The 22,872-nt window shown below is 67.8% G+C and carries 21 protein-coding genes; 7 read left to right on the plus strand and 14 right to left on the minus strand.

The window, feature by feature from the left end:
* Positions 1–232: 232 nt before the first annotated feature.
* Positions 233–376: a hypothetical protein gene (locus AC1D2H_RS00255; RefSeq protein WP_477934683.1), complete on the plus strand. Its 144-nt coding sequence runs from the start codon at positions 233–235 to the stop codon at positions 374–376.
* Positions 377–535: 159 nt separating this feature from the next.
* Here AC1D2H_RS00255 and AC1D2H_RS00260 read toward each other — a convergent pair whose 3' ends face one another.
* The 6 genes from AC1D2H_RS00260 to AC1D2H_RS00285 all read right to left on the minus strand — a co-directional run bounded on the left by AC1D2H_RS00260 (position 536) and on the right by AC1D2H_RS00285 (position 6,748).
* Positions 536–931, minus strand: coding sequence for a hypothetical protein (locus AC1D2H_RS00260; protein WP_477934685.1), 396 nt, complete (start codon positions 929–931; stop codon positions 536–538).
* A 186-nt stretch (positions 932–1,117) separates the two neighbouring features.
* Positions 1,118–1,699, minus strand: coding sequence for a transposase (locus AC1D2H_RS00265; protein WP_478009456.1), 582 nt, complete (start codon positions 1,697–1,699; stop codon positions 1,118–1,120).
* Between the two features lie 322 nt (positions 1,700–2,021).
* The gene (locus AC1D2H_RS00270) at positions 2,022–2,576 is read right to left on the minus strand and encodes a hypothetical protein (RefSeq protein ID WP_478009457.1); all 555 of its coding nucleotides are present in this window, start codon (positions 2,574–2,576) and stop codon (positions 2,022–2,024) included.
* A gap of 324 nt (positions 2,577–2,900) precedes the next feature.
* A complete protein-coding gene (locus AC1D2H_RS00275; RefSeq protein WP_478009458.1) occupies positions 2,901–4,463 on the minus strand; it encodes a methyl-accepting chemotaxis protein in 1,563 nt (520 codons plus the stop codon).
* Between the two features lie 163 nt (positions 4,464–4,626).
* Entirely contained in the window at positions 4,627–6,057 is a 1,431-nt protein-coding gene (locus tag AC1D2H_RS00280) for a sensor histidine kinase (protein ID WP_478009459.1), read from the minus strand.
* Positions 6,058–6,067: 10 nt separating this feature from the next.
* Positions 6,068–6,748: a response regulator transcription factor gene (locus AC1D2H_RS00285; protein ID WP_477934695.1), complete on the minus strand. Its 681-nt coding sequence runs from the start codon at positions 6,746–6,748 to the stop codon at positions 6,068–6,070.
* Between the two features lie 191 nt (positions 6,749–6,939).
* On the opposite strand from AC1D2H_RS00285, the gene AC1D2H_RS00290 reads away from it, so the two are divergent.
* The 6 genes from AC1D2H_RS00290 (at position 6,940) to AC1D2H_RS00315 (ending at position 13,660) form a co-directional block, all read left to right on the plus strand.
* Positions 6,940–7,902: a Bug family tripartite tricarboxylate transporter substrate binding protein gene (locus AC1D2H_RS00290; RefSeq protein WP_478009460.1), complete on the plus strand. Its 963-nt coding sequence runs from the start codon at positions 6,940–6,942 to the stop codon at positions 7,900–7,902.
* A gap of 167 nt (positions 7,903–8,069) precedes the next feature.
* Positions 8,070–8,579, plus strand: coding sequence for a tripartite tricarboxylate transporter TctB family protein (locus tag AC1D2H_RS00295; RefSeq protein ID WP_478009461.1), 510 nt, complete (start codon positions 8,070–8,072; stop codon positions 8,577–8,579).
* Between the two features lie 13 nt (positions 8,580–8,592).
* Complete coding sequence (locus AC1D2H_RS00300; RefSeq protein WP_477934819.1) at positions 8,593–10,077, plus strand: tripartite tricarboxylate transporter permease; 1,485 nt, start codon at positions 8,593–8,595, stop codon at positions 10,075–10,077.
* Positions 10,078–10,196: 119 nt separating this feature from the next.
* The gene (locus AC1D2H_RS00305; protein ID WP_478009462.1) at positions 10,197–12,404 is read left to right on the plus strand and encodes an AHH domain-containing protein; all 2,208 of its coding nucleotides are present in this window, start codon (positions 10,197–10,199) and stop codon (positions 12,402–12,404) included.
* A complete protein-coding gene (locus tag AC1D2H_RS00310; protein ID WP_478009463.1) occupies positions 12,401–13,099 on the plus strand; it encodes an imm11 family protein in 699 nt (232 codons plus the stop codon). The genes AC1D2H_RS00305 and AC1D2H_RS00310 overlap by 4 nt, the downstream gene beginning before the upstream one ends.
* A 12-nt stretch (positions 13,100–13,111) precedes the next feature.
* Positions 13,112–13,660 carry a hypothetical protein gene (locus tag AC1D2H_RS00315; RefSeq protein WP_478009464.1) on the plus strand — a complete coding sequence of 183 codons (549 nt, stop codon included), beginning with the start codon at positions 13,112–13,114 and terminating at the stop codon, positions 13,658–13,660.
* Here the strand turns inward: AC1D2H_RS00315 and AC1D2H_RS00320 are convergent.
* From AC1D2H_RS00320 to AC1D2H_RS00355, 8 genes are all read right to left on the minus strand, one after another.
* Positions 13,644–15,731, minus strand: a complete 2,088-nt coding sequence (locus AC1D2H_RS00320; RefSeq protein WP_478009465.1) for a hypothetical protein — start codon at positions 15,729–15,731, stop codon at positions 13,644–13,646. The genes AC1D2H_RS00315 and AC1D2H_RS00320 overlap by 17 nt on opposite strands.
* Positions 15,728–16,099, minus strand: coding sequence for a hypothetical protein (locus tag AC1D2H_RS00325; protein ID WP_477934705.1), 372 nt, complete (start codon positions 16,097–16,099; stop codon positions 15,728–15,730). Before AC1D2H_RS00325 ends, AC1D2H_RS00320 begins: the two co-directional genes overlap by 4 nt.
* A gap of 61 nt (positions 16,100–16,160) precedes the next feature.
* Entirely contained in the window at positions 16,161–18,461 is a 2,301-nt protein-coding gene (locus AC1D2H_RS00330) for a DEAD/DEAH box helicase (RefSeq protein ID WP_478009466.1), read from the minus strand.
* 40 nt (positions 18,462–18,501) lie between these two features.
* A complete protein-coding gene (locus AC1D2H_RS00335; RefSeq protein ID WP_477934709.1) occupies positions 18,502–19,143 on the minus strand; it encodes an RpiB/LacA/LacB family sugar-phosphate isomerase in 642 nt (213 codons plus the stop codon).
* A gap of 256 nt (positions 19,144–19,399) precedes the next feature.
* Positions 19,400–19,837, minus strand: coding sequence for a PaaI family thioesterase (locus tag AC1D2H_RS00340; RefSeq protein WP_477934711.1), 438 nt, complete (start codon positions 19,835–19,837; stop codon positions 19,400–19,402).
* A gap of 7 nt (positions 19,838–19,844) precedes the next feature.
* A complete protein-coding gene (locus AC1D2H_RS00345; RefSeq protein WP_478009467.1) occupies positions 19,845–20,636 on the minus strand; it encodes an SDR family oxidoreductase in 792 nt (263 codons plus the stop codon).
* An 11-nt stretch (positions 20,637–20,647) separates the two neighbouring features.
* The gene (locus AC1D2H_RS00350) at positions 20,648–22,444 is read right to left on the minus strand and encodes an acyl-CoA dehydrogenase (protein ID WP_478009468.1); all 1,797 of its coding nucleotides are present in this window, start codon (positions 22,442–22,444) and stop codon (positions 20,648–20,650) included.
* Positions 22,445–22,449: 5 nt separating this feature from the next.
* Entirely contained in the window at positions 22,450–22,872 is a 423-nt protein-coding gene (locus AC1D2H_RS00355; RefSeq protein ID WP_478009469.1) for a PaaI family thioesterase, read from the minus strand.

Here is a 22,872-nt window from a genome sequence, read left to right on the forward strand (position 1 = left end):
GGTACTCATGAGGGAAGCTTGAGCCCTTTGGCAACTGTTGTCAAGACATCTGGAATTCCTACGTAGGAGCTTCCAGCCTCAGAGTGTTGTCTCACTTTGTCCGAACAACGTTCGCAGCCGCCCGATCGCCCGTTGTCGGCCAGTATCCGTAGCCGCAGCGGGACGCCCATTGCACTTGTATACCCATTTCCAGCTTCTCTTCGCTGAGGCAAAACGCAATGTACGGAACGCGATGAAGTTCAACTTTCAGATCAGGAACCAGCTGGCCGTTCACGAGACTCCAAGTTGCGAGCGGCTCAGTCTTGAAGGGGTGCCCCAAATCATCAATATCAAAGAGGCGGAACAGCGCAACTGGAACATCGTGCGCGTCTACTGATGCGCCCATCTCGCGCTAAGCGCGGGTGATCCAGACTTCCGCAGCATCAAGCAGTGCCATTTGAGCCATAACGTTTGAGATAACCGGCATGACCCGGCTTGCCGGGACATGCCCGGTTGATTGAAGGGTTATGCGGCACTTTGAACGAGAGCAACATGACTACTCGACCGAGGTAATCACAATGTTGCCGCTTTGCTTGTTGTAGCTCACGGTGTGCCTGCCATTGGTGAACTGGTGTTCTTGCGGGCTGACAGACGCTGACCACTCGGGCTCTGGCAACGCTTTGCTGAGATTCTCTATTGATGCTACCGATAGAAGGCCTTGGCGCGGCAGGTTTGCGAACCACTTGTGCTTGCCGCTCCATTCAATGGGACATGCACTGGCGGAAGCTCCGGAACAGATGCGCTTCGCAATGAGCTCAATCTCAGCTTTCTGCACCTGGGAGAAGGAATGCCTTGGCTGGGAGGCAAACAGCATGATTGCGGCGAAGAACGCCACCGGCAACGCAATGAATGTGAGGATCGCGCGCTTGGATGAGAGGTTGATCGCAGTCACATGCCGCCTAACGAGGCTGGGCAATAACCCGATTTCTGCGATGCCCGCAGCGGCTGATCACCGTAGATGCTGAAGATTTCTTCATCGTTTGATGCATCGAGCCGCCGGCCCGATTGGATTGGACCTTGTGAATGCCCTGTGTGGCGCTTCTGGTGCCTTGCTCGCGTTGCGCATCTTTCGCATTCCTCATGAGCGTTCGCCTCTGTTGGCGATTTTCTCGATGTTGTGCACCAGGCAGAACAGCCGCCACTGCGTGCCGACCTTGTCCTTGCCGCGCAGCGTGAAGCGGCTCAGCCGCTTGTTATGGCGCAGGTTGGCGAACATCGGCTCGACGGTGGCGATGCGCTGGCTGTAGAGCCGGCGACCTCGGGGGCTGTCGATGGCCTTGCGCATGTGGTGCAGCGGGTCTTGAGGATCGTCAGGCATTCGAGTGTGCAGCGCCACCGTTTTGCACGTGGCGTCTGGCTTGCGGATGCATTGAGCGCGCTGCGCGCAGCTCTTGCAATCGCTGGCGCTGGCCTTGAAGTCCTGCCGCAGGTACAGCCCCACTTTGTACAGCGCGCCACTGCTTCGCAGCGTGCAGCCCGCCGGGCAGGTGCAGGTGTTGTCGCCGTGGAAGACGAAGTCGCCTGTGCCGAAGAAGCCCTTGACCTTCGGATTGGGACTTTCGCCTCGCGATCGCTTGTCGGCGAGCACTTCGCCCTTGGCCTTGTGCTTGGCCTGGTCGGCGAAGCGCTCGTCGCGCTGGCGCATCGCGTTGTCGGCCACGAGGGCCGGGATGGCGGCCTCGCACAAGGCCTGGACGTTGTCGTTGGAGTGGTAGCCGGCGTCTGCGGTGATCAAGGTGTCGGGCGCGCGCACTGCGCGCCGTCGCTTCGATCATGGGCAGCAGCATGTTCTGTTCTGAGCCTGATCCCGTCACCTCGGCGGCCACGATGATCTGGTTCTCGCTGTCCACCGCCGCCTGCGCGGCGTAGCCCTGCATCACGCCTTTGCCTGTGGCCATCTTGGCGCTGTCGGGGTCGGTCACGTTGCTCTTGAACTCCTGGCCACGGTCGCTGCGCCGTGGCTCGTTGCGGGCCACGAATACTCATGGCGGCGCCGGGCGGTTCTGTAGTTCTTCCAGGGGGCGCAGCAAGCGCTCGGTCACGTCGGCGGGCAGGTCTTGGTGGGCGACCACCGTAGGCCAGAGCACGACGGGCGGCCGCACAAGCAACGGGGTGTCGAGTTTGACAACGTGCAGGTCGTCGTTGAGGTATTCCCGCTGACCACAATGCCGGGCTCGACACGACAGGCGCAGACCGAATCGACATTCACGCCAACTGCAAATGCGTCCGATGTATCGCAGGTCGGGGTGGGCCAAGAAGATGTCGGCACCGCTGTTGCGGGTCTGGCCCCTGCCCTTGAGCTGGCGACCCAGCCGAGCCAAGTCGGTCAAATCCATCAACGGCTCAACCGTGACCAGCACGTCGGCATCTTTGGGGTTCAGCTTGGGTGTGGTCAATGAACCAATCAGCGCGATGCGAAGCACGCCCGGCAAGCGGCACACTTGGCCCGTGAACTGCAAGACGCCATCGAGCAGGAAGCTGCGCAACGGTGGCGTGAGGGGCGGCGGCTCGCGCGGCGTGTCCGGCATGTCGTTCACTTTGAGGCTTGCCAGCCTACAAGAACTGGCGTGATGCCTCAACGACCGGTCCGACGGTTGCAGTGGGGATCGCGAAGTTGACGAGGATCGAGGCAGCGGAGCAGCAGCCCCACCGCAAGCACAGTCAAATCGTTGGCTGGACTGCCACAGCACGATGAACTGGGTACTTCCGTTTGATCACTTTGCTGACGCCCGCGACGCTTGGGCCTGCGGCCGCCATGGGTTGGTAGCGAGTTCGAATCCCGCCGTCCCGACCATTTTTATTGAGTAGATCAACGGGATAGCAGCTCAGGCCGCTAACCCGTTTTTCATTCTGGCCGGCCATCAGGCGTGGGCGGTCTTGAACTGCCCGATCACGCCCAGCAGCCCCGAGGCCTGCTGCTGCAGGCTTTCGGCCGCGGCGGCACTCTGCTCCACCAGCGCCGCGTTCTGCTGCGTGCCCTGGTCGATGGAGGCGACGGCCTGGTTGACCTGGCCGATGCCGCTGCTCTGCTCGGTGGCCGAGGCGTTGATCTCGGCCATCAGGTCGGTCATGCGGCGCACCTGGCTGACGATGTCGCTCATCGTCGTGCCGGCCTCGCCCACCAACTGGCTGCCCGCCTCCACCTTCTCGACGCTGGCGCCGATCAAGCCCTTGATCTCGCGCGCCGCCTGGGCGCTGCGCTGGGCCAGGGCCCGCACCTCGCCCGCCACGACGGCGAAGCCGCGGCCCTGCTCGCCGGCGCGCGCCGCTTCCACGGCCGCGTTCAGCGCCAGGATGTTGGTCTGGAAGGCGATGCCGTCGATGGTGCCGATGATGTCGGCGATCTTGCGGCTGGACGCGCTGATCTCGCCCATGGTCGTCACGACACGCTGCACGACGTCGCCACCGCGTCCGGCCACCTCGGTGGCTGCGCTGGCCAACTGGCTGGCCTGGCGTGAGCTCTCGGCCGTCTGCTGCACGATGGAGGTCATCTGCTGCATGGACGCTGCGGTCTGCTGCAGCGAGCTGGCCTGCTGCTCGGTGCGGCTGGACAGGTCATGGTTGCCGCTGGCGATCTCCTGCGAGGCCGTGGCGATGCTGTCGGCCGACTGGCGCACGCGGCCCACCATGTCGACCAGGCCGTCGTTCATGCGCTTGAGCGCCGCCAGCAGCTGGCCGGTCTCGTCCTGGCGGTCGACGACGATGTCGGAGCTCAGGTCGCCCGAGGCGACGGCCTCGGCCAGGCGCACGGCGCGCTCCAGCGGCCGCGTAACGGCATTGCTCAACGCCAGACCCAGCAGCACGGCGGCGGCCACGGCGGCAGCGCTGACGAGCAGCATCACCAGACGGTCGCGGTCATAGGCGCTCTCGGCCTGCTGCACGCGCGCGATGGCCGACTGCTCCTCATAGGCGATGAAATCGCCGGTGGCCTTCAGCAGCGCCGCGAGCAGCGGCCGGCATTCGGCATTCATCTTGGCGATGGCGTCGTCACGCTTATCGTTCAAGGCCATGCCGACGATGGACAGGGCCACCGGTCCGTACTGGGCCTCGACGCGCTCCATCTCGCCCACCAGAGCGGCGTCGCGGTCGCCCAGGTCGCCGGCCTTGGCCAGCGCCTGCTTGAGCTTGGCGAGGGACTGCTGCATGTCCTCGTGGGCCTTGGTGACGGCCACTTTTTCGACGTCGCGATCTGCCGCTGTCATCACCAGCACCAGATTGCGGGCCGCGATGGCGCGCCGCGAGGCGGCGTCGCGCACGTCGTTGGCCATGCGCTCACGCTCGCCAACGCCCTCGAGGTAGCCGGTGAAGCGCCCGTTCGAGCGGCTCAGCGAATTCAGGGCCAGGCCCGACACCAGCAGCACGACGGCCGCCAGGGAAGCAAACCCAAGCATCAGCTTGGTCCTCAGGCGCAGATGGTTCAGCATCGCTCGACTTTCAGTTCATGACGCGACGAAACGGGAGCCCGCGACAAGCGGAATGCACCCTGCGTCCGTTGAACGCCACTCTAGGGATCACCACCCAGGCATGCTGTGGGGAGTTCTGGACCGCCGCTGTGGGGGGCACGGAAACCGGCGGCAGCGGCCCGGCTCAACCGTGAGGAATGCTCGGCGCTACCGACAAAGGCAACCGTACGCGGGCATCCAGACCCGACACGCGGGGGCCCTCCATGCGGTTGCTCAGTTCGATCTGCCCGCCCAGCGAATGCACCAGGGCCTGGCAGATCGCCAGCCCCAGGCCCGAACCCTTGCCGGCGTCGCCAACGGCAAAGGGCAGGAACAGCCGCTCCTGCTGCTGCGGCGTCAGCCCCGGCCCGCCATCGGCAATCAGCAGCTGCGCCCATGCGGAGTCGACCGACAGTGCAATGGACAGCCGCCCACCACTGCCGGTGTGCTGGATGGCGTTGTGCAGCAGATTGCGCGTCAGCTCCCGCAGCGCCCACTCGTGGCTGTCGACGGCGGCCGGCTCGGTGTGGATATCGAAGTCCAGGCCCTGCTTGGCGATCAGCGGCGCCAGGTCCAGCGCCACGGCGCGTGTGATCTCGGCCCAGTCCTGCGTCGGCATGGCCTCGCCGGGCTGGCGCATCTGCTCGGCGCGCGCCAGTGCCAGCATCTGGTTGGCAAGCTGGGTGGCGCGGTTCACCGTCGTGTCGATTTCGGCGAGGGCCTGCAGGGGCTCCACATCGCCCTGGCGGGCCGACTGCACCTGCACCTTCAGCACGGCCAGCGGCGTGCGCAGCTGATGCGAGGCGTCGCGCACAAAACGTTTCTGGTGCTCCAGCAGGCGGGACTGGCGGGTCAGCGCGTCGTTGGTGGCGACTATCAGCGGCGTCAGCTCGATGGGAAGGTCAGGCGCCTGCAGCGGGCTGAGATCGTCGGCGTCGCGGGCGCGCAGGGCGGCACTGAGTTCACGCACCGGCCGGGTGGCGCGCTGCACCACTGTCCAGACGACGATGGCGATGACGCCCAGCAGCGCCGCCTGGCGCCACAGCGTGTCCAGCAGGATCTGACGCGCGAGGCCACGGCGCAGGTGCAACGTCTCGGCGACCTGAATGGTGGCCAGGCCCATGCCGGTCTGGCCGGACACCGGCTGCAACAGCACGGCCATGCGCACCGGCTCGCCGCGGAAGCGCGCGTCGTAGAAGTCCACCAGCGCCTGGTAAGCGCCCTGGTCCGGCAGCTTGCCCGTCCAGTCGGGCAGGTCCGCGTCGCCAGACACCAGCTCGCCCTTGAAGCCGCGCACCTTGAAGTAGAGCCGGCTGCGGCCATCGGTCTCGAAGGCCTCCAGTGCCGAATAAGGCACCGGCGCCAGCAGCCGCGCCTGCTCACCGCTGCCCGCCACGCCGAGCAGCTCGCCGATGGCCTTGGCCGAGGCCAGCAGCGTGCGATCGTAGGCAGTGTCAGCGGCGGCCAGCGTCTCGCGGTACAGGCTCACCGTGTTGACGGCCACCAGCAGGCCCACGGGCAGCAGGATGCCCCACAGCAGACGGGCGCGCATGGAGAGGGCGGCGAGGCGCTTCATCGGGTGCAGCTCAGTCGTCCGACTGAAGCAGGTAGCCCAGACCGCGCAGCGTCACGAGCTTGGCGCTGCCCGCTGGCAACCGCTTGCGCAGCCGGTAGGCCACCACCTCGATGGCGTCTTGCTGCGCGTCCGCCGCGTCTGCAAACACCAGCTCGAAGAGCTTGTCCTTGGCCACCGCCTGGCCCGGCCGCACGAGCAACGCGCGCAGCAGTGCAGCCTCGCGCGGTGCCAGGTCCAGCGGCTGACCCTGGTGGTAGACGGCGCCGCTCGCAGCATCGGCGCGCAGGCCGCAGAAGGTCGGCGCGTCCAGTGGACGGGCCTCGCTGGCCTGGCCCTGGCGGCGCACCAGCGCGCGGATGCGGGCCTCCAGCTCGTCGAGGTCGAAGGGCTTGGGCAGGTAGTCGTCGGCGCCGGTGTTCAGGCCCAGGATCTTGTCGCCCAGCGTGCCGCGCGCCGTAATGATGATGACGGGCGTCGTCAGCCCTTCGGCGCGCGCCTGGGCGAGCACGTCCAGGCCGTCCAGGCCGGGCAGGGACAGGTCCAGCAGCACGACGTCGGGCACGCTGGCGCGCCAGCGGCTCAACGCCTTCGCGCCGTCGTCGCAGATGACGACCTTAAACCCGCGCCGCTCGAAGGAGCGCTGCAGCGTCGTCTGCATCGCGACGTTGTCCTCGATCACCAGCAGCTTCATGGGCCGGCAGGCTAGCACTGCAATCCGATGGAGACAGGGTTGAGGTTTACCCCGAGCCGATGGACAGCGGATTGACAGCCTCTCTGTCAAACATGCCACCTGTAAAACAAAAACCGGCCGCTTCCTCATCGCGAGCGGCTCGGCCATCATGTCGGGGCGAGATTCGCCCCGAGACGACAAGGAGACAAGCAATGCGTCGCGATACCTTTCTCAAGTCCCTGGCGGCCCTGGCCGCCGCCGGCGCATGGCCGCTGTCGGCCAACGCCGCCGGCGTGCCCATGAAGATGATGATTCCCGCCAACCCCGGCGGCGGCTGGGACACCACCGGCCGTGCCTTCGGCAAGGCGCTGCAGGACGCGGGCCTCGCGTCATCCGTGCAGTTTGAAAACAAGGGCGGTGCGGCCGGCGCCCTGGGCCTGGCCCAGTTCGTCAACGCCAGCAAGGGCGACCCGCATGCCCTGCTCGTCATGGGCGCCGTCATGTTGGGCGGCATCATCACGGGCAAGCCGCCGGTCAACCTGTCGCAGGCCACGCCCGTCGCGCGGCTGATCAGCGAATACAACGTCTTCGTCGTCCACGCCGCCTCGCCGCTGAAGGCGATGAAGGACGTCATCGACCAGCTCAAGAAGGACCCGGGCAGCGTGAAGTGGGGCGGCGGCTCGCGTGGTTCCACCGAGCACGTCGCCGCGGCCATGATCGCGCGCGATGTCGGCGTCGATGCGGCCAAGATCAACTACGTGCCCTTCCGCGGCGGCGGTGAAGCGGTGGCTGCCATCCTGGGCGGCAACGTGACCGTCGGCGGCAGCGGCTTCAGCGAGTTCCAGCCCTATCTGGAGAGCGGCAAGATGCGCGCCATCGCCGTCACGTCGCCGCAGCGCATCAAGGGCGTGGATGCGCCGACGCTGAAGGAGCTGGGCATCAATGTCGAGATCGGCAACTGGCGCGGCCTCTATGCACCGCCCGGCATCAGCGCCGAACAGCGCAAGGCCCTGACCGACATGGTCGTGCAGGCCACCAAGAGCAAGAGCTGGGCCGAATCCATCGAGAAGAACGCCTGGACGCCCGCCCTGATGACCGGCCCCGAGTTCGACGCCTTCGTCGATCGCGAGTTCGCGACGCTGCGCGCCATCATGGTCAAGTCTGGAATGATTTGAAGCCCCTCGTCTGGCCGCGCTGCGCTGAACGCGCGCGTGTCCAGCCGGTCCCCCGAGGGGACGGCGATGCTCGCGGCATCGAGCCGCGAGCACATCGCCAAAGGCGGGCCGGCTAGGGAGCGGCCCGGCGCTCGGCCCGCAATACTCAAGTCACAAAGGCGATCCTCATGAGCAGCAACCCTTCCATGACCGGCCAGACGCTCGTCGGCGTCGGCGCCCTGATCGTCGGCGCCGTGATGGCCTATGGCGCCACCTTCATCTCGTCGGAGGCTGGCTATGCCGGCGTCGGGCCCAACGCCCTGCCCTGGCTGGTGTCGGTGGTACTGATGATCTGCGGCGGCTGGCTGGTCTGGGAGGCGCGCAGCGGCGGCTTTCGCGAGATGGAGGCGCCCTCGGGCGCCGAACGTGCCGACTGGCATGCCGCCGCCTGGGTGGTGGCGGGTGTAATCGCCAATGCCAGCCTGATCACCACGCTGGGCTTCATCCTGTCCTGCGCACTGTGCTTCGCACTGGCCGTGCGCGGCCTGCGCATCTCGGAAGGCAAGCCGGGCGGCGCGCTGAAGAGCAGCCTGCTCGACCTCGTCACTGGCATCTGCATCTCAGCGCCGGTGTTCTGGCTCTTCACCAAGCTGCTGGCGATCAACCTGCCCGGCCTGACGGCCAGCGGCTGGCTGTAAGGAGGACGCCATGATGGATCTCTGGACCCAACTGCTCGGCGGCTTCGCCACCGCCGGCACGCCCATCAACCTGATGTGGGCCTTCCTCGGCTGTGTCATCGGCACGGCCATCGGCGTGCTGCCCGGCCTGGGCCCGGCGGTGACGGTGGCCATGCTGCTGCCCATCACCACGCAGGTCGAACCGACGGCCTCATTGATCTTCTTCGCCGGCATCTACTACGGTGCGATGTACGGCGGCTCGACAACCTCCATCCTGCTCAACACCCCCGGCGAGACCGGCACCATGGTGACGGCGCTGGAGGGCTTCAAGATGGCCAAGAGCGGCCGCGCCGGTGCGGCCCTGGCTACCGCAGCCATCGGCTCCTTCGTGGCCGGCACCATCGCGACGGTGCTGGTCACGTTGTTCGCGCCCATCGTCGCGGACTTCGCCGTCACGCTCGGCCCGCCGGAGTACTTTTTGCTGATGCTGCTGGCCTTCACGACGGTCAGTGCGGTGCTGGGCAAGAGCACGCTGCGCGGCATGACCTCGCTCTTCATCGGCCTGGCACTGGGGCTCATCGGCCTGGACCAGATCACTGGCCAGGTGCGCTACACCGGCGGCGTGCCCGAGTTCATGGACGGTATCGAGACCGTGCTCGTCGCGGTCGGCCTGTTCGCCGTGGGCGAAACGCTCTACATGGCGCTCTACGAAGGCCGCAGCACGCAGGATCTGAACAAGCTCGGCAGCGTGCACATGACGCGCCAGGAATGGAAGCGTTCCTGGCCCGCCTGGCTGCGCGGCACGCTCATCGGCTTCCCCTTCGGCACCATTCCCGCGGGCGGCTCCGAGATCCCGACCTTCCTCAGCTACGCCACGGAACGCAAGCTCAGCAAGCACCAGGAGGAGTTCGGCACCAGCGGCGCCATCGAGGGCGTGGCCGGCCCCGAGGCCGCCAACAACGCAGCGGTGACGGCCACCCTCGTGCCGCTGCTCACGCTCGGCATCCCGACCTCGGTCACGGCGGCCATCCTGCTCAGCGCGCTGCAGAACTACGGCATCCAGGCCGGCCCGCAGCTGTTCACCACCTCGTCGACCCTGGTGTGGGCGCTGATCGCTTCGCTGTACATCGGCAACGTCATGCTGCTGGTGCTGAACCTGCCGCTGGTGGGCCTGTGGGTCAAGCTGCTGAAGATCCCGCGGCCGCAGCTGTATGCGGGCATCCTGATCTTCGCCACCGTCGGCGTCTACGGCATGCGCCAAAGCGCCTTCGACCTCTTCCTCATGCTGAGCCTGGGGCTGATGGGCGTCGTCATGCGGCGCTTCGACTTCCCGACCGCACCCGTCGTCGTCGGCATGATCCTTGGGCCGCTGGCCGAGGCCCAGGGCCGCAACGCCCTGTCCATCGGCAGCGGGCACTGGAGCGTCTTCATCGAGAGGCCGCTGTCCGTTGGCCTGCTGGTGCTGCTGGTGGTGGTGCTGGTGCTGCCGCGGGCGATGAAGCTCATGCGTCGTCGCTGAGACGACTGCGGGTGGCCCTAGCGCCGCCCTCGCTGTTTTTAGGACCAGCCGCAATTGCCCCGGGAGGGGCGCGGTCGCTCCCATGAATCCGCTGCAATGGATTCTTCAGGGAGCGCCCAATGAGGCTTGAAAACTACAACGTCGCCAGCTTCGAGGACGTCGGGGTCGCCGACGAACCGATGGCGGCCACTGCCGCGCCCGCGGTCGAGCCCGCGCCGGAGCCTGAAGCACCCAGCACCCTGCTGAGCGAGATGGCGCAACAGCCGCCAGTGGTCACGCTGACGCCACCGCCGGCGCCCGTCCCGCCTGAGGCCAGGCTTGCCGACACGCCGCGGCAGCAGCCTGGCGCCGAAGACGCGGACGCCCGCGTCAAGCCCCTGGCCAATGCCGCCGAAGCGCCGGCCGCCCCCAGTTGGCAAGGCATGAGTCTGCCCAGCGCCGCACCCAGCCCTGGACCCGGCATCGACGCCGCAACCTTTGCCCGCATCGAGGCCATGGGCAGCCGCGACTCCTCCGCCGGAGGCAGCCGCGGTGGGGGCTTTGGTGGCTTTGGTGCCGGTGGATTCGGTGGCGGCAACGAGACCGAGACCTGGGATTACAGCTACTCCGGCGTCGACGGCGCTCCGGACGTGAACATCTCGGTCACCTACCAAGGCGATACGCCGGTCAGCTCGATGACGACGACCACGCTGAGCGACAGCGGCTCGAGCGTGAGTTTCATCCCCCAGGAAGTCATCACCCTGCCCACGCCGACGGGCATCTCCGACCTCGCCGCTGATGTGCCGCCGACAGTCGACCCCGCCGGGGTCTCGACAGGCGTATCCGCCGCGCCCAACACATCCGCGGCGCCTGGCATGGAGGGCGGAGGCACGGCTGCCAGTCCGGCGCCACAGAACGCGTCCAGCGCTGCCGCCCCCACGAACGACACGCCGCCGCAGAACACTCCGCCCTCGGCGGGACCGTCCCAGGCCAACGTCATCGCGAAGAACCAGGACGGTCAGGACATTCGCGTCGTCGGCCGCTATCAGCAGCAGGGGAACATCCAAGCCGTCGACAACGCGCCCATCCTGTTGGCAGGCCATCCAGCCCTGCCGGCCGATGCGACCGGCGCCACACCGATGCGCGACAACGACGGCAAGGGCACCCTGCTGTATCGCATCGAAGGCGGCAGCAGCAACGGCGACATACGCCAGCTGCTTCCCGCGGCTAGCGACGGCCCGGCCCAGCAACTGGTCGTGGAGCAACTTGAGCGCACCGTCGTCACCGGTTCGCGCAATCCGAACGCGGGCGCCGACGACGCACCGGATCATGGGGCTGCCTTGCCCGCCCAAGCCTCGCTGTCGTCGACCGCCGCCACGCTGGCGCTCACCGCCGCGTCAGCGGATCGCCTGGCAGCCGTCAACGGCTGGCTGCTGTCGACGGGGCGGGCCGTGGTGGCCACCCTGGCGGAGGCGACGGTCGCTGTAGCGGAAGCTCTGGAAGGCCTGGAAGCCGGCACCGTCCTGGTGGGCGAGCTCGCCCTGGTGGCCGTCGCCGCGGGCATCAACCTGGTCCTGATCCCGCCCTCGCGCGACCAGATCACCCAGCTGGGCGACAACCAGCGTTTCGTGACCCGGCCAGGCGAACGCCTGGGCACCCTGCAACAGCGCGGCGCCGACGGCGAATGGCAGGACGTGAAGAGCGGCGTGGCCCTCTACGCGACTGGACAGCAGCGGGTGGCCTTGACGGACGAGGAGGCGCGACGCCTGCAGCAGCCGGCCATCAATGTGCCGGCACCGCCGCAGCCGCCGCTGGAAGGGCTGGTGCCGCCGCCCAAGGACGACAACCTGAACATGCTGCCCGGGGCTCCCGTCGCCGGGCCTCAGCTGCCGACGGTCGAAACCCTGCCGATCGCGGCACCTCCGACGATTGACGATCACATCCTCACGCGCGACGGCCGCGATGCCAAGGAACTGGGGAACAACCTCACGGCTGCGGGCAAGCCCATGCCTGGTCCTGGCTATCAGCCCCATCACGCAGTGCCCGTGGCTGCAGGCGGCGCCGATATGCAGGCAGTCCGCGACAAGCTGAAAAGCTTTGGCATCGACATCAACGACGCTGTCAATGGGGTTTGGCTGCCAGGACCAAAGTCTGATCCGAATGCACCGGAGGCTTACCACCCGAGGCTCAACAATGCAGACTACAACCTGGCCATCGTGACCGAGTTTCAGTCGGTGACAACTAGGGAAGGGGCTATCAATGCGCTCAACGACATTGGTAGCCTGTTGCAGGAAGGAAATTACCCAGGTGTCCGTCCCCGGCCTGGATCCAAAGGAACTCCCGAATGAACGTCTACAACCTCAAAGACAGCAACGAGCCCGAAGGCCAGTGGGTCAAATTGGAGGGCGCCAACGGCCTGAAGACTTTCATGCATCCGTCTGAACTTCCCGCCTTCTTCGCGGCGCACCCCCGCCTCGCAGCGGAGCGGCATCGCGAATACTCTCCCAGGGGTTCGAAGGCCAAGCTCGCCGACATGACGCGCCTGGGTGCATTCAACTACCCGGTTCTGAGCGAGCGCGCCAAGGCTGTCTTCGAACCCCATGTCAAAGGGCTCGGCACCTGGGTGCCATTGGATTTCGACGAGGCGGCTTACTGGCTGTTCCGGCTCACCGACGTGAGAGACGTTCTGGATGCTCCGGCATCGAACATCCTGCACTTCACTGACGGCAGTGGCGTGATGCGCATCGCCAGGCCCACGTTCCGCCCAGAGGCTGTCAACGACTCGTTCATGTGGCAGATCAAGGAACTCCCCTCTCGGCATGTCTGTGTAGCCGACAAGGCGCTCGATCTCGTGCGCGAGCACCGTCTGACGGGCTTTGAATTCGAGCTGTTGTGGTCCAACAAGCATGGCGCATTGCCTGACGGCCTGAAGAACTGGGAGAGGCCGCGTTTCACGGGGCTGGAGTCGGAACCGTTCGATGAGGACGGCTTCTGGTCAAAGTACGGCCAGCGCCAGGCGGCTCGGCTGGCAGGTGCCGCGTAGTCTTCCCAACGGGTGCCTTCTCAGAAAGAGGTCCAGAGCCTGCGCCAATTCCTGGACAAGCCGGTAGACCCGCAGCTGGCGCGGCACATCAGGAACGGCACGGGCAATCCGCAGGCCCGCTTCAGATTCCTGGCGGGTCGCGCCGAGAAGCAAGGTCTGCTCGCCTGGTTCGGTGAGCAGGACCTGATCGCCACCCGGCAGTGGTTTGGCGAAGCAGCCCGGCTCCACCGCATGGCCTACGAGCTGGAGCGCACGCCCCTCCCTCGCCGCGCGATGGACTGGGAGGGCTTCTGGTCGCCCGCGGGGCCGGCGCATTGGCAGGGCCTGCGCGCCGAGCTGACGGCAACGCAGGGACCGCACCAGCTGCCGGCAGCGACGCCCGGAGCCGGTGAAGCGCAATGGCGCCGGCTGTATTTTCCGGAGCTCAAGCGTGAGCTGTTCGCGGCCGTCGACGCTTCGGAAGTCGATGGCCCGGCGCCGACACCGCAGACCATCGCCGCGGTGATCAAGAACCATGTCGACCTGGGCCTGCGAGGGCTGGCGCTCAGAACGGGTCCTTGAACTCCATCGTCAGGAAGAAAGCGCCGCGCGCCTCGCCGGCCTGGCGGCGCAGGTTGACCATATAGCCCAGGCTGAAGTCCACGCTGTCGACCAGCGTCACGCGCAGCCCGGTACCCACGCCGATGCGCGTGCGCGGGCCCGCCTGGCGCGGGCCGAGGTTCACGGCGTCGAGCAGCAGCAGCGGGCTCACGGCGATGGCGTTGACCTCGTCCATCAGCGTGTCCACGATGTGGCGCACCGGCTCGATCTCGCGGCGCGCGGCCTGCTCGGCCAGCTTGAGGTCGGCCGCGGCGAACCATTGCACCAGCCGTGCGACGGAGGCCTGCAGCGCCGCCGCTTGCCGCGCGATCTCCGGCGCGCCCAGCCCGGCGCACAGCGCCACCACCTGCCCCAGCGTGTTGGCGGTGTCTTCGCCGGGCAGCAGCTCGGTGAATAGGCCCAGTTGCGCGAGGCTGGATTCCTGCAGCACCTGGGCGACTTCGTCCTGCGCCTGCGCCAGCTGAGCCTTGCAGCTGGCGAAGGCATCGGCACCCGTGCTGCCCGCCGCGGGCTCGGCAGCGGCGACGGCGCCGCCGAGTGCCGTCAGCGTCTGCTGCACCTGTGGCAGATGGGCGATGGCCTGCAGATAGGTGGGCAGCGTCGTGCGGTTGTCCGCCGCCAAGGCACCCACGGCGGAATCCAGCTGGCCGCTCAGCGCAGCGCGAACCTGGGCGTCGCGGTAGGCCTCGGCGGGCACCAGCGGCCGGCTGTAGACCGGCAGCGCCGCCGTCAGGCTCAGCGCCGCGAAGCGCCGGTAGCCGGGGTGGGCGCTGCTGCCGGCCAGCGCATTGGTGCCCAGGCTGCGCAGCAGCGGTGCCGCACGGATCTGCCATTCCTCGCCGCCGGTGAAGCGCTGCTCGCGCCCGCCGGCAAAGAAGCGCACGCTGTGCGGCACCACGCCCGGCTCGCGCAGATGGCCTAAGCTGAGCCGCGTGTCCAGCGACAGGCTGCGGTGGTCGGCCACGGGCCAGCGGCCCTCGTGGGCGATGTCGACGATCTGCTTGACCCAGTCCAGGCCCGCTCCACCGCTGCCGGCGCCCCACTCGACCGCATAGCTCATGGCCAGGCTCTGCCGCGCCAGCCGCGCCGTGGTGCCGGCCATCAGCTTGAGGGACTGGTAGTGCTGGTCCGACACCAGGCCGGAGGCGATGTCGTCCTGGCCGCCGCTGCGGTGCTCGCCGGCATCCAGCGCGGCGCCCACGCGCAGCGGCAGGCCCCAGTTGCCCAAGGGACGGGTCTGGGCGATCAGCAGCCCTTCGACACGGCTCTGGCCCAGCCGCGACACGGCCTTGGCGGGAGCCGATTGGTCGGCATAGGCCAGCCGCCAGGCCGTGTGGGCCCAGGTGCCGCCGCTGTGTTCACGCCCGCCCTGCAGTGCCATCGCCATGTCGTGCAAGCGGTCGCTGGCATAGCCGTCGACGGCGAGCGAGCTCCAGTAGGCGTCGGCGCCTCCACCGCTGCGCTTGTACAGCGCCGACGCGCCCCCGCCCATGCCCTCGCCGGCCTGGTAGCCCAGGCGCGGCTGCAGGCGCAGGCCTTGGCGCAGGGCTTCCTGGCCGGACTGCTGCTCGGGCGCCGCCGTCTCGCGCTGCCGCGACTCCCAGCTCAGGCCTACCGAGGTAGAGGCCTTCATCGCGTAGACGAAGAACACCAGCTCCAGCCCCTGCGGCGTGCACTTCACCGTCAGCGGCAGCACGCGGCCGCCAACGCGCGCTTCGAGATCCATGGCGGCAAAGGGCAGCGCCGCGATCTGGTTCCAGACTGCCGTGACCTGGCTGGCGCTGTACGGTGTGCCGAGCAGCGGCGCGGCCAGGGCCTTGGCCTTGTCCAGGTCCGCACGTATCCAGGGCAGGAAGGCCAGCGGCGTCCTCACGTCCACGGAACGGATGACCAACCCGCCCCAGGCGCCGTTGGCCGGGCAGGCAGCGTCGGCGACGACCACCTCATTGCGCCCGGCCTGCGGGTCGGCGGCGGCGACTGCGGGCACCAGCAAGGCCAGCGCCCAGCTCGCCGCCAGCAGCGAGGGGTTCACCGCTTGAGCAAGGTGCGCTGGATGGTGGCGTCGGCCGGCTGGCCACCCGGCTGCTGGCTGGCGAGGGCGGCGTTGGCTGCCGGGCCGGCCAGGAAGGCCGCCTGCGTGGCGCTCAGGCCGTTGGTGGCGGTGGCGGCGGCCTTGCTGTGCAGCTCCTTGTCCACCACCACGTCCAGGCTGACGCGTGCGTCGCCATAGGCCACGGCCTTGTCGTCGCGGCGGAACAGCTTGAAGTGGATGGTCCAGGTCGGCAGGCCGTTGTCGTCGCTGACCTTCTCCAGCCCGAACACGATGCGGCGCAGATCGTCCTTGGTGTTCACGACAAGGTCGACCTTGATGTTGGTGATGACGTGTTCTCGGGTGGTCATGGCAGTCTCCTGGTCGATGGCGATGGACGCGGCATGAGTAGGCCGCTGGACCGCGGCGCGGTCATCCGTAGGAATGGGGAAGCTCGGCCTCCTCCAGCGGTGCCAGCAGCAGATTCAGTTCGGGCGCGCTGAACTTGCTCAGGGCGCCGCCGTCGTCGCTGCCCAGCAGGCCGTCGGCCAGCGCCCGCTTGCGCGCCTGCAGCTCCAGCATGCGCTCCTCGATGCTGCCCTGGGCGACGAGCTGGTAGACGAAGACGGGCTGGTCCTGGCCGATGCGGTGGGCGCGCGCGCTGGCCTGGGCCTGCACGGCCGGGTTCCACCAGGGGTCGACGTGGATGACGGTGTCGGCCGCGGTCAGGTTGAGCCCGACGCCGCCGGCCTTGAGGCTGGCGAGCAGGATGGGTTCCTCACGCGCCTGGAAGCGGCGCACGACCTCGCCGCGCTGGGCAGCCGGCGTCTGGCCGGTGAGGCGCAGATGCGGCAGCCGCAAGGCATCCAGCTCCGCGGCGATCAGGTCCAGCATCTCGGTGAACTGCGAGAACACCAGCAGGCGCCGGCCCTGGGCGACGAAGTCGGGCAGATGCTCGCGCAGCCATTCCAGCTTGGCGCGCTCGACACCGGGCGGCATCTCCACGGCCTTCAGCAGCAGCGGGTCGCAGCAGACCTGGCGCAGCTTGAGCATGGCATCCAGCACGCTGATGAGGCTGGTGGGCGTGAAGCCGTCGCGCGCCAGGATGCGCCTCACCATGTGGTCGGCCGCAACGCGCACGCTCTCATAGAGCCGCTTCTGCTGGCCCACCAGCGTGACGCGCTTGACCAGCTCGGTCAGCGGCGGCAGCTCGGTCGCGACTTCGGTCTTGAGCCGCCGCAGGATGAAGGGCCTCACACGCGCCGCCAGCAGCCGGGCGCGTGGCCCGTCGCGATTCACCTCGATGGGCTTGCGCCAGTGGCGCGCGAAGTTGCGCGAGTCGCCGAGGAAGCCCGGCATCAGCAGGTCGAACAGCGACCAGAGCTCGCCGAGGTGGTTCTCCAGCGGCGTGCCGGTCAACGCGAGGCGGTGACGGGTGTCGAGCCGGCGCAGCGCACGCCCGGCGCGGGCCTGGGCGTTCTTGACGGCCTGGGCTTCGTCCAGGATCAGCAGATGCCAGGGCTGAGCGGACAGCGTGCGCAGGTCGCGCCAGACGAGGTTGTAGGTGCTGAGCACGACGTCAGCCTCGGCCAGCTGAGCGGCCTCGCGATCGGCGCCATGCCAGGTCATGACCTTGAGCCCGGGCGCGATGCGGGCGGCCTCCTGCTGCCAGTTGAAGAGCAGCGAGGTCGGCATGATGACCAGGGCCGGCCGGTCCAGGCGCCCAGCCTGCTTTTCGGTCCAGATGTGGGCCAGCGCCTGCGCCGTTTTTCCCAGGCCCATGTCGTCCGCCAGGATGCCGGCCAGGCCCTGCTCGCGCAGGTATTGCAGCCAGGCCAGGCCGTGCAGTTGGTAGGGGCGCAGTGGCAGGCCGAGACCTTCGGGCTGCGGTGTCGAAGCTGGCGTGCCGGCCGCGAGCAGGCGCCGGCCCAAGGCCCTCAGGCCTTCATCGCCATGGATCTGCCAACGACCGCGCGACTCGTCCTCGATGCAGCGGATGCGGTCGGCGTCCCACTCATTGAGCTTGAGCGGCTTGCCCTTCTCGAGCTCCACCGGCTTGAGCAGGTCCAGCAAGGCCAGCATGATGGCCTTCAGCGGCGCGGCGACGGCGTGAAAGCGGCGGCCACCCGGGGCGCGCAGCGAGACGATGGCGTCGTCCTCGATGGCCGCGATGGCCACCGCGTCCAGCCAGCGCTTGTCACGGCGCAGCAGGTTGGCGATCAGCGGCGCGAGGTCGATCTGCTTGCCGTCGACCTCCATGCCGAGGCTGACCAGCCAGGCGCCGGTGCGGCGCGCCAGCCCCAGGCCTTCGACGCGGCGGCCGGGCTTGGGCGTCTCGGTTGCTGCTTCTTCTTCCGTGAGGCCGAGCTGCCAGCCGCTGACGAACTGGCTGTGGTGGGCAAAGCCCGGCTCGGTCGTGACCTGCCAGCCGAGTGCCTGCAGCTCGGGCACCTTCTCGACATGAAAGTCGCCGAAGAATTCTTCCTGGACGAGGGTCCAGAGGGATGCTCCGCCCAGGGGCAGCGGCGCGCCGCGCCACTGCAGCAGGGCGGGGTCCAGCGGGACGAGGCCCCGCGTCAGCAGCGCCTGCTCGGTTTGGGCATGGGCCGCAGCCAGCATCGCCACCGTCACCTGCTCGCCGCGCGGGCCCAGGGCACCGCGCGGACGCAGGCCCAGCAGGCCATCGCCGCGCGTCAGCGTGCGCAGTGTGAGGTGGGGTGGTGCAACAGACATCGCGACAGTCTCGCAGCCCGCGAGACTGTCGCAGCCGAGATCAGGAGGCCAGGACAGCCTTGATGTGGCTGGCGATGGCGTCGTCCTGGCAGTTCGTGAAGAACAGCTCCTGGAACTTCTCGCCCGACACGGCGGCCTTCAGCAGGTCCTGGTCGACGGCCTTCAGCGTCGTCAGCATGTCCTTGCAGGAAGCAGCCTTCAGGTCCTTCAGGATGCCGCGGTTCTTGGCCATGATGGCGGCACGCTCCTTGGGGTAGCCGGCGCCGCGCTCGTTCTCGAGCAGCTTGCGGTAGCAGTCCTGCAGGTTCAGCTCGGCGGCCCAGCCGAAGCCCTTGGCATAGGGCATGGACATGCAATTGCCGTCATTGATCTGGCCGAACAGGAAGGCGTCGGTCGGGTCGATGACCAGGCCGCAGAACACGCCGGGCATGGAATTGCAGGCCAGCATGGAGCCCATGCCGGTGCCGCAGCCGGTGACGACGAAGTCGGCGGCCTTGGAGTTCAGCAGGATGCCGGCCAGCAGGCCGTTCATCACATAGGTCAGCGAGGCCTTGTCTTCCGGCGTGTACATGCCGTAGTGATGCACGCTGTGGCCCAGCGGCTCGGCGACGGTCTTGAGGGCGTTGTGGACGATCTCGGACTTGGCAGCCTGGCTGTTCTCGATGATGAGGGCGATCTTCATGGCGGGTGGCTTTCGGGCGGAATGAGGGCGCAGGCGGCTCGGGGACCGCCCGGTGCAGGGGCTCTTCGCTCCGGCCAGAGGGGCCTTGAGCGGGGGGCCGTCATGCCAGGTGATCGGGGTGGGACTGCATGGTCCGCGTCCACCTGGCCAACCGCGCACCCCGGGGTGGGATGCAGACGCTGGCGCTATTGTGCCAAATATTGGAACGGCGTTTCATAAAACACCGCTCAAACCCAAGCGCAGCGCGGGGGCTCTGTCAGTCGCCTTCCCCACCCAGCGGCTTCAGCTGCCGGCCAGCCGGCAAGGCCCGCAGGTATTTGAAAGTGCCGGTGGCATGGGCACAGAGCTTGTCGTCCGCGCCGAAGACCGAGCCCTCGCAGAAGGCCATGGTCGTCGAGCGGTGCAGCAGCTTGCCCACCGCGCGCAGTTCGCCTTCGCCGGGGCGCATGAAGCTGGTCTTCATCTCCACCGTGACGACGCCCGGCCCCAAATCAGGCAGGTGCCGGTTCACGCTGCGCGCCGCGTGCGCCATGGCCACATCCAGCAGCGTCATCACGACGCCGCCATGGGCCACGCGCCAGGAGTTCAGGTGCTGTTCGCTGATCGTCAGCCGCAGCTCGGCCTCGCCGTCGCCGACCGAATGCAGCGTGAAGCCGAGTTGCTGGACGAAAGGAATGTGGACCGGGAACTCCATCGCCCGATCATCCCCCGTGAATGGCGGACACGCCGCCGTCGACGGCCAGGATCTGGCCGGTGATGTGCTTGCCGGCGCGCGACGCGAACAGCAGGGCCGCGCCCTTCAGGTCGTCGTCGTCGCCGATGCGGTTCAGTGGCGCGTGGGCGGCCATCTTTTCCTCGCCGACGGCGGCCAGCAGGCCCTTGGTCATCTTGCTCGGGAAGAAGCCCGGCGCCAGCGCGTTGACGGTGATGCCGTACTGGCCCCACTCGCCGGCCAGCGCGCGCGTGAAGTTCACGGCCGCGCCCTTGCTGGTGTTGTAGGCGATGGTCTTCATGACGGCCGAGTTGCCGCCGAGACCCGCGATGGAGGCCACGTTGATGATGCGGCCCGACTTGCGCGGGATCATGCTGGCCTTGGCCACCGCCTGCGCGAAGACGAAGAGGCTGCGGATGTTCAGGTCCATGACCTTGTCCCAGGCCTCGATCGGGTGCTCCTCGGCAGGCGCGCCCCAGCTGGCGCCGGCGTTGTTGACGAGGATGTCGATCTGGCCGAGGCGCTCCATCGTTTCCATGACGACGCGCTGCGCGTCTTCTTCCTTGGCCGCGTCGCCCGCGATCCAGCGGGTGTCGATGCCGCGTGCCTGCAGATGGGCAGCAGCCTCTTCCAGGTCGGCCGCCTTGCGCGAGGTCAGCATGATCCTGGCGCCGGCTTCACCGAGCGCCTCGGCGATCTGCAGGCCCAGGCCGCGCGAGCCGCCGGTAACGAGGGCCACTTGGCCGCTGAGGTCGAAAAGGTCTTGAACCTTGGTGCTCATCAAAAGTCTCCTTAGAAATACTCAGGCTTCATCTCGCGGCACAGCGGCTCGCGTCGTGCGACGACGTCCAGCCAGGCGCCAATCTTGGGCAGCTCGTAGGCAAAGAAATAGCGGGCGGCGGCGCGCTTGCCATGGGCGAAGTCGCTGTCGCCGTTGACGGCCGACATCACGTCCAGCCAGATCCAGGCCAGCACGGTGTGGCCGAAGGCCTGCAGATAGGGCGTGGCATTGGCCAGGGCCTCCTCGGGCTCGCCAGTGCTCCAGGCCTTCTTGGTAGCGCCGCCGACTTGGGCCAATGCAGCAGCCAACTGGTTGGCCTGCGGCGCCCAATCGGTCTGCATGGCGCGCTCGATCGTCTGCTGCACGCGAGTGGCCAAAGCCGCCAGCGACGCCCCGCCCTGCTGCACCACCTTGCGACCCAGCAGGTCCAGCGCCTGGATGCCGTGGGTCCCCTCGTGGATCATGTTCAGCCGCTGGTCGCGCCAGAGCTGCTCGACGGGAAAGTCGCGTGTGTAGCCATAGCCGCCCAGCACCTGAATGGCCAGCGAGTTCGACTCCAGGCACCACTCGCTCGGCCAGCTCTTGGCGATGGGAATCAGCACGTCCAGCAGGGCCTGCGCCTCGGCCTTGGCGTCGCCCGTATTGAGCTCGTCGACAAGGCGGGCGCAGTACAGCTCCAGCGCCAGGCCGCCTTCGACATAGCTCTTCTGCGCCAGCAGCATGCGGCGCACATCGGCGTGTTCGATGATGGGCCGCTGCGGGCTGGCGGCATCCTTGCCCGCCGTCGTCATGGGCCGGCCCTGCGGGCGCTGCTTGGCGTATTCGAGGCTGGCTTCGTAGCCGGCATAGCCCAGCATGACGGCACCGAGACCGACACCGATGCGCATCTCGTTCATCATGAAGAACATGCAGCGCAGGCCCTCGCCGGGCTTGCCGACCAGATAGCCGACTGCACCGGACTTGCCACCCGGCTGGAACTTGCCCTCGCCGAAGTTCAGCAGGCAGTTGGTGGTGCCACGGTGGCCGAGCTTGTGGTTGAGCCCCGCCAGCGCGATGTCGTTGCGCTCGCCGGTCAGCCGGCCATCGGCACCCACCATCTGCTTGGGCACGATAAAGAGGGAGATGCCCTTGGTGCCGGGGATCAGCTTGCCGTCCGGGCCCGGCACCTTGGCCAGCACCAGGTGGACGATGTTCTCGCGCAGCTCATGCTCGCCGCCCGAGATCCACATCTTGTTGCCGCGCAGCCGGTAGCGCGGACCGAGGGCATCGTTCTCGTCTTCCAGCTCGGCACGCGTGACCACGTCGGACAGCGACGAACCCGCCTGCGGCTCCGAAAGGCACATGGTGCCGAACCACTGGCCGGCCAGCAGCGTCTTGGCGAAGACCTCGCGCTGGCGTTCGCTGCCATGCTCCATCAGCAGATTGGCGTTGCAGGTCGTCAGCACGGCGTAGGAGCCGGCGTGGACATTGGCCTTGCTGACAAAGGTATTGGCGGCCGTCTCGACGAGGCAGGGCAGTTGCATGCCTCCCACGTCGTAGTCGTGGGTCGCGGCCAGCATGCCGGACTCGACCAGCGCATCGACCGCCTCCAGCGTCGCCGCCGGCAGGTGCACGCGTTCGCCATCGAAGCGCGGCTCCTCGGTGTCCATCAGCCGGTAGCTGGGCGCGAACTTCTCGCGGGCGATGCGCTCGCAGGTGTCCAGCACCGCGCCGAAGGTCTCGCGGGAATGGTCGCTGAAGCGCTCGCGGGCCGTCAGGTCGGCGGCGTGCAGCCAGTCGTAGAGCAGGAAGTCCAGGGTCTCGCGCATTGCTGCTAATCCTGTGTCGTGACGGCCATGGTGCCGCTGGCCTTGGCCACGAGCCTGCGCTCGCCGCCCGTCGCCACCGCATACACCTCGGCCTCGGTGAAAGAGACTTGTCGGCCGGGCTTGATGACCCAGGCCTCGCATTCCAGCCGCTCGCCGCTCGCGCCGCGCAGCAGGCTGGTCTTGAATTCAGCCGTCAGCACCCAGTGGCCTTCAGCAGCCATCGTTTGTGCCGCGGCACCCATCGAGTGGTCGGCCAGCGCCGCGACGACGCCAGCGTGGACAACGCCGGTGTGCTGGCAATGCCGCTTGGCAATGACGAGCTGGGTGCTGACGCGCCCCGGCTCGACCGCCGTCGGCTCCACGCCCAGGTCGACCATGAAGGGCGCCGAGCGGAAAAAACCGCGCAGCGTGTCGAGGTCGACCTGCAT

The organism is Roseateles sp. P1_C1_2, from assembly GCF_056406535.1.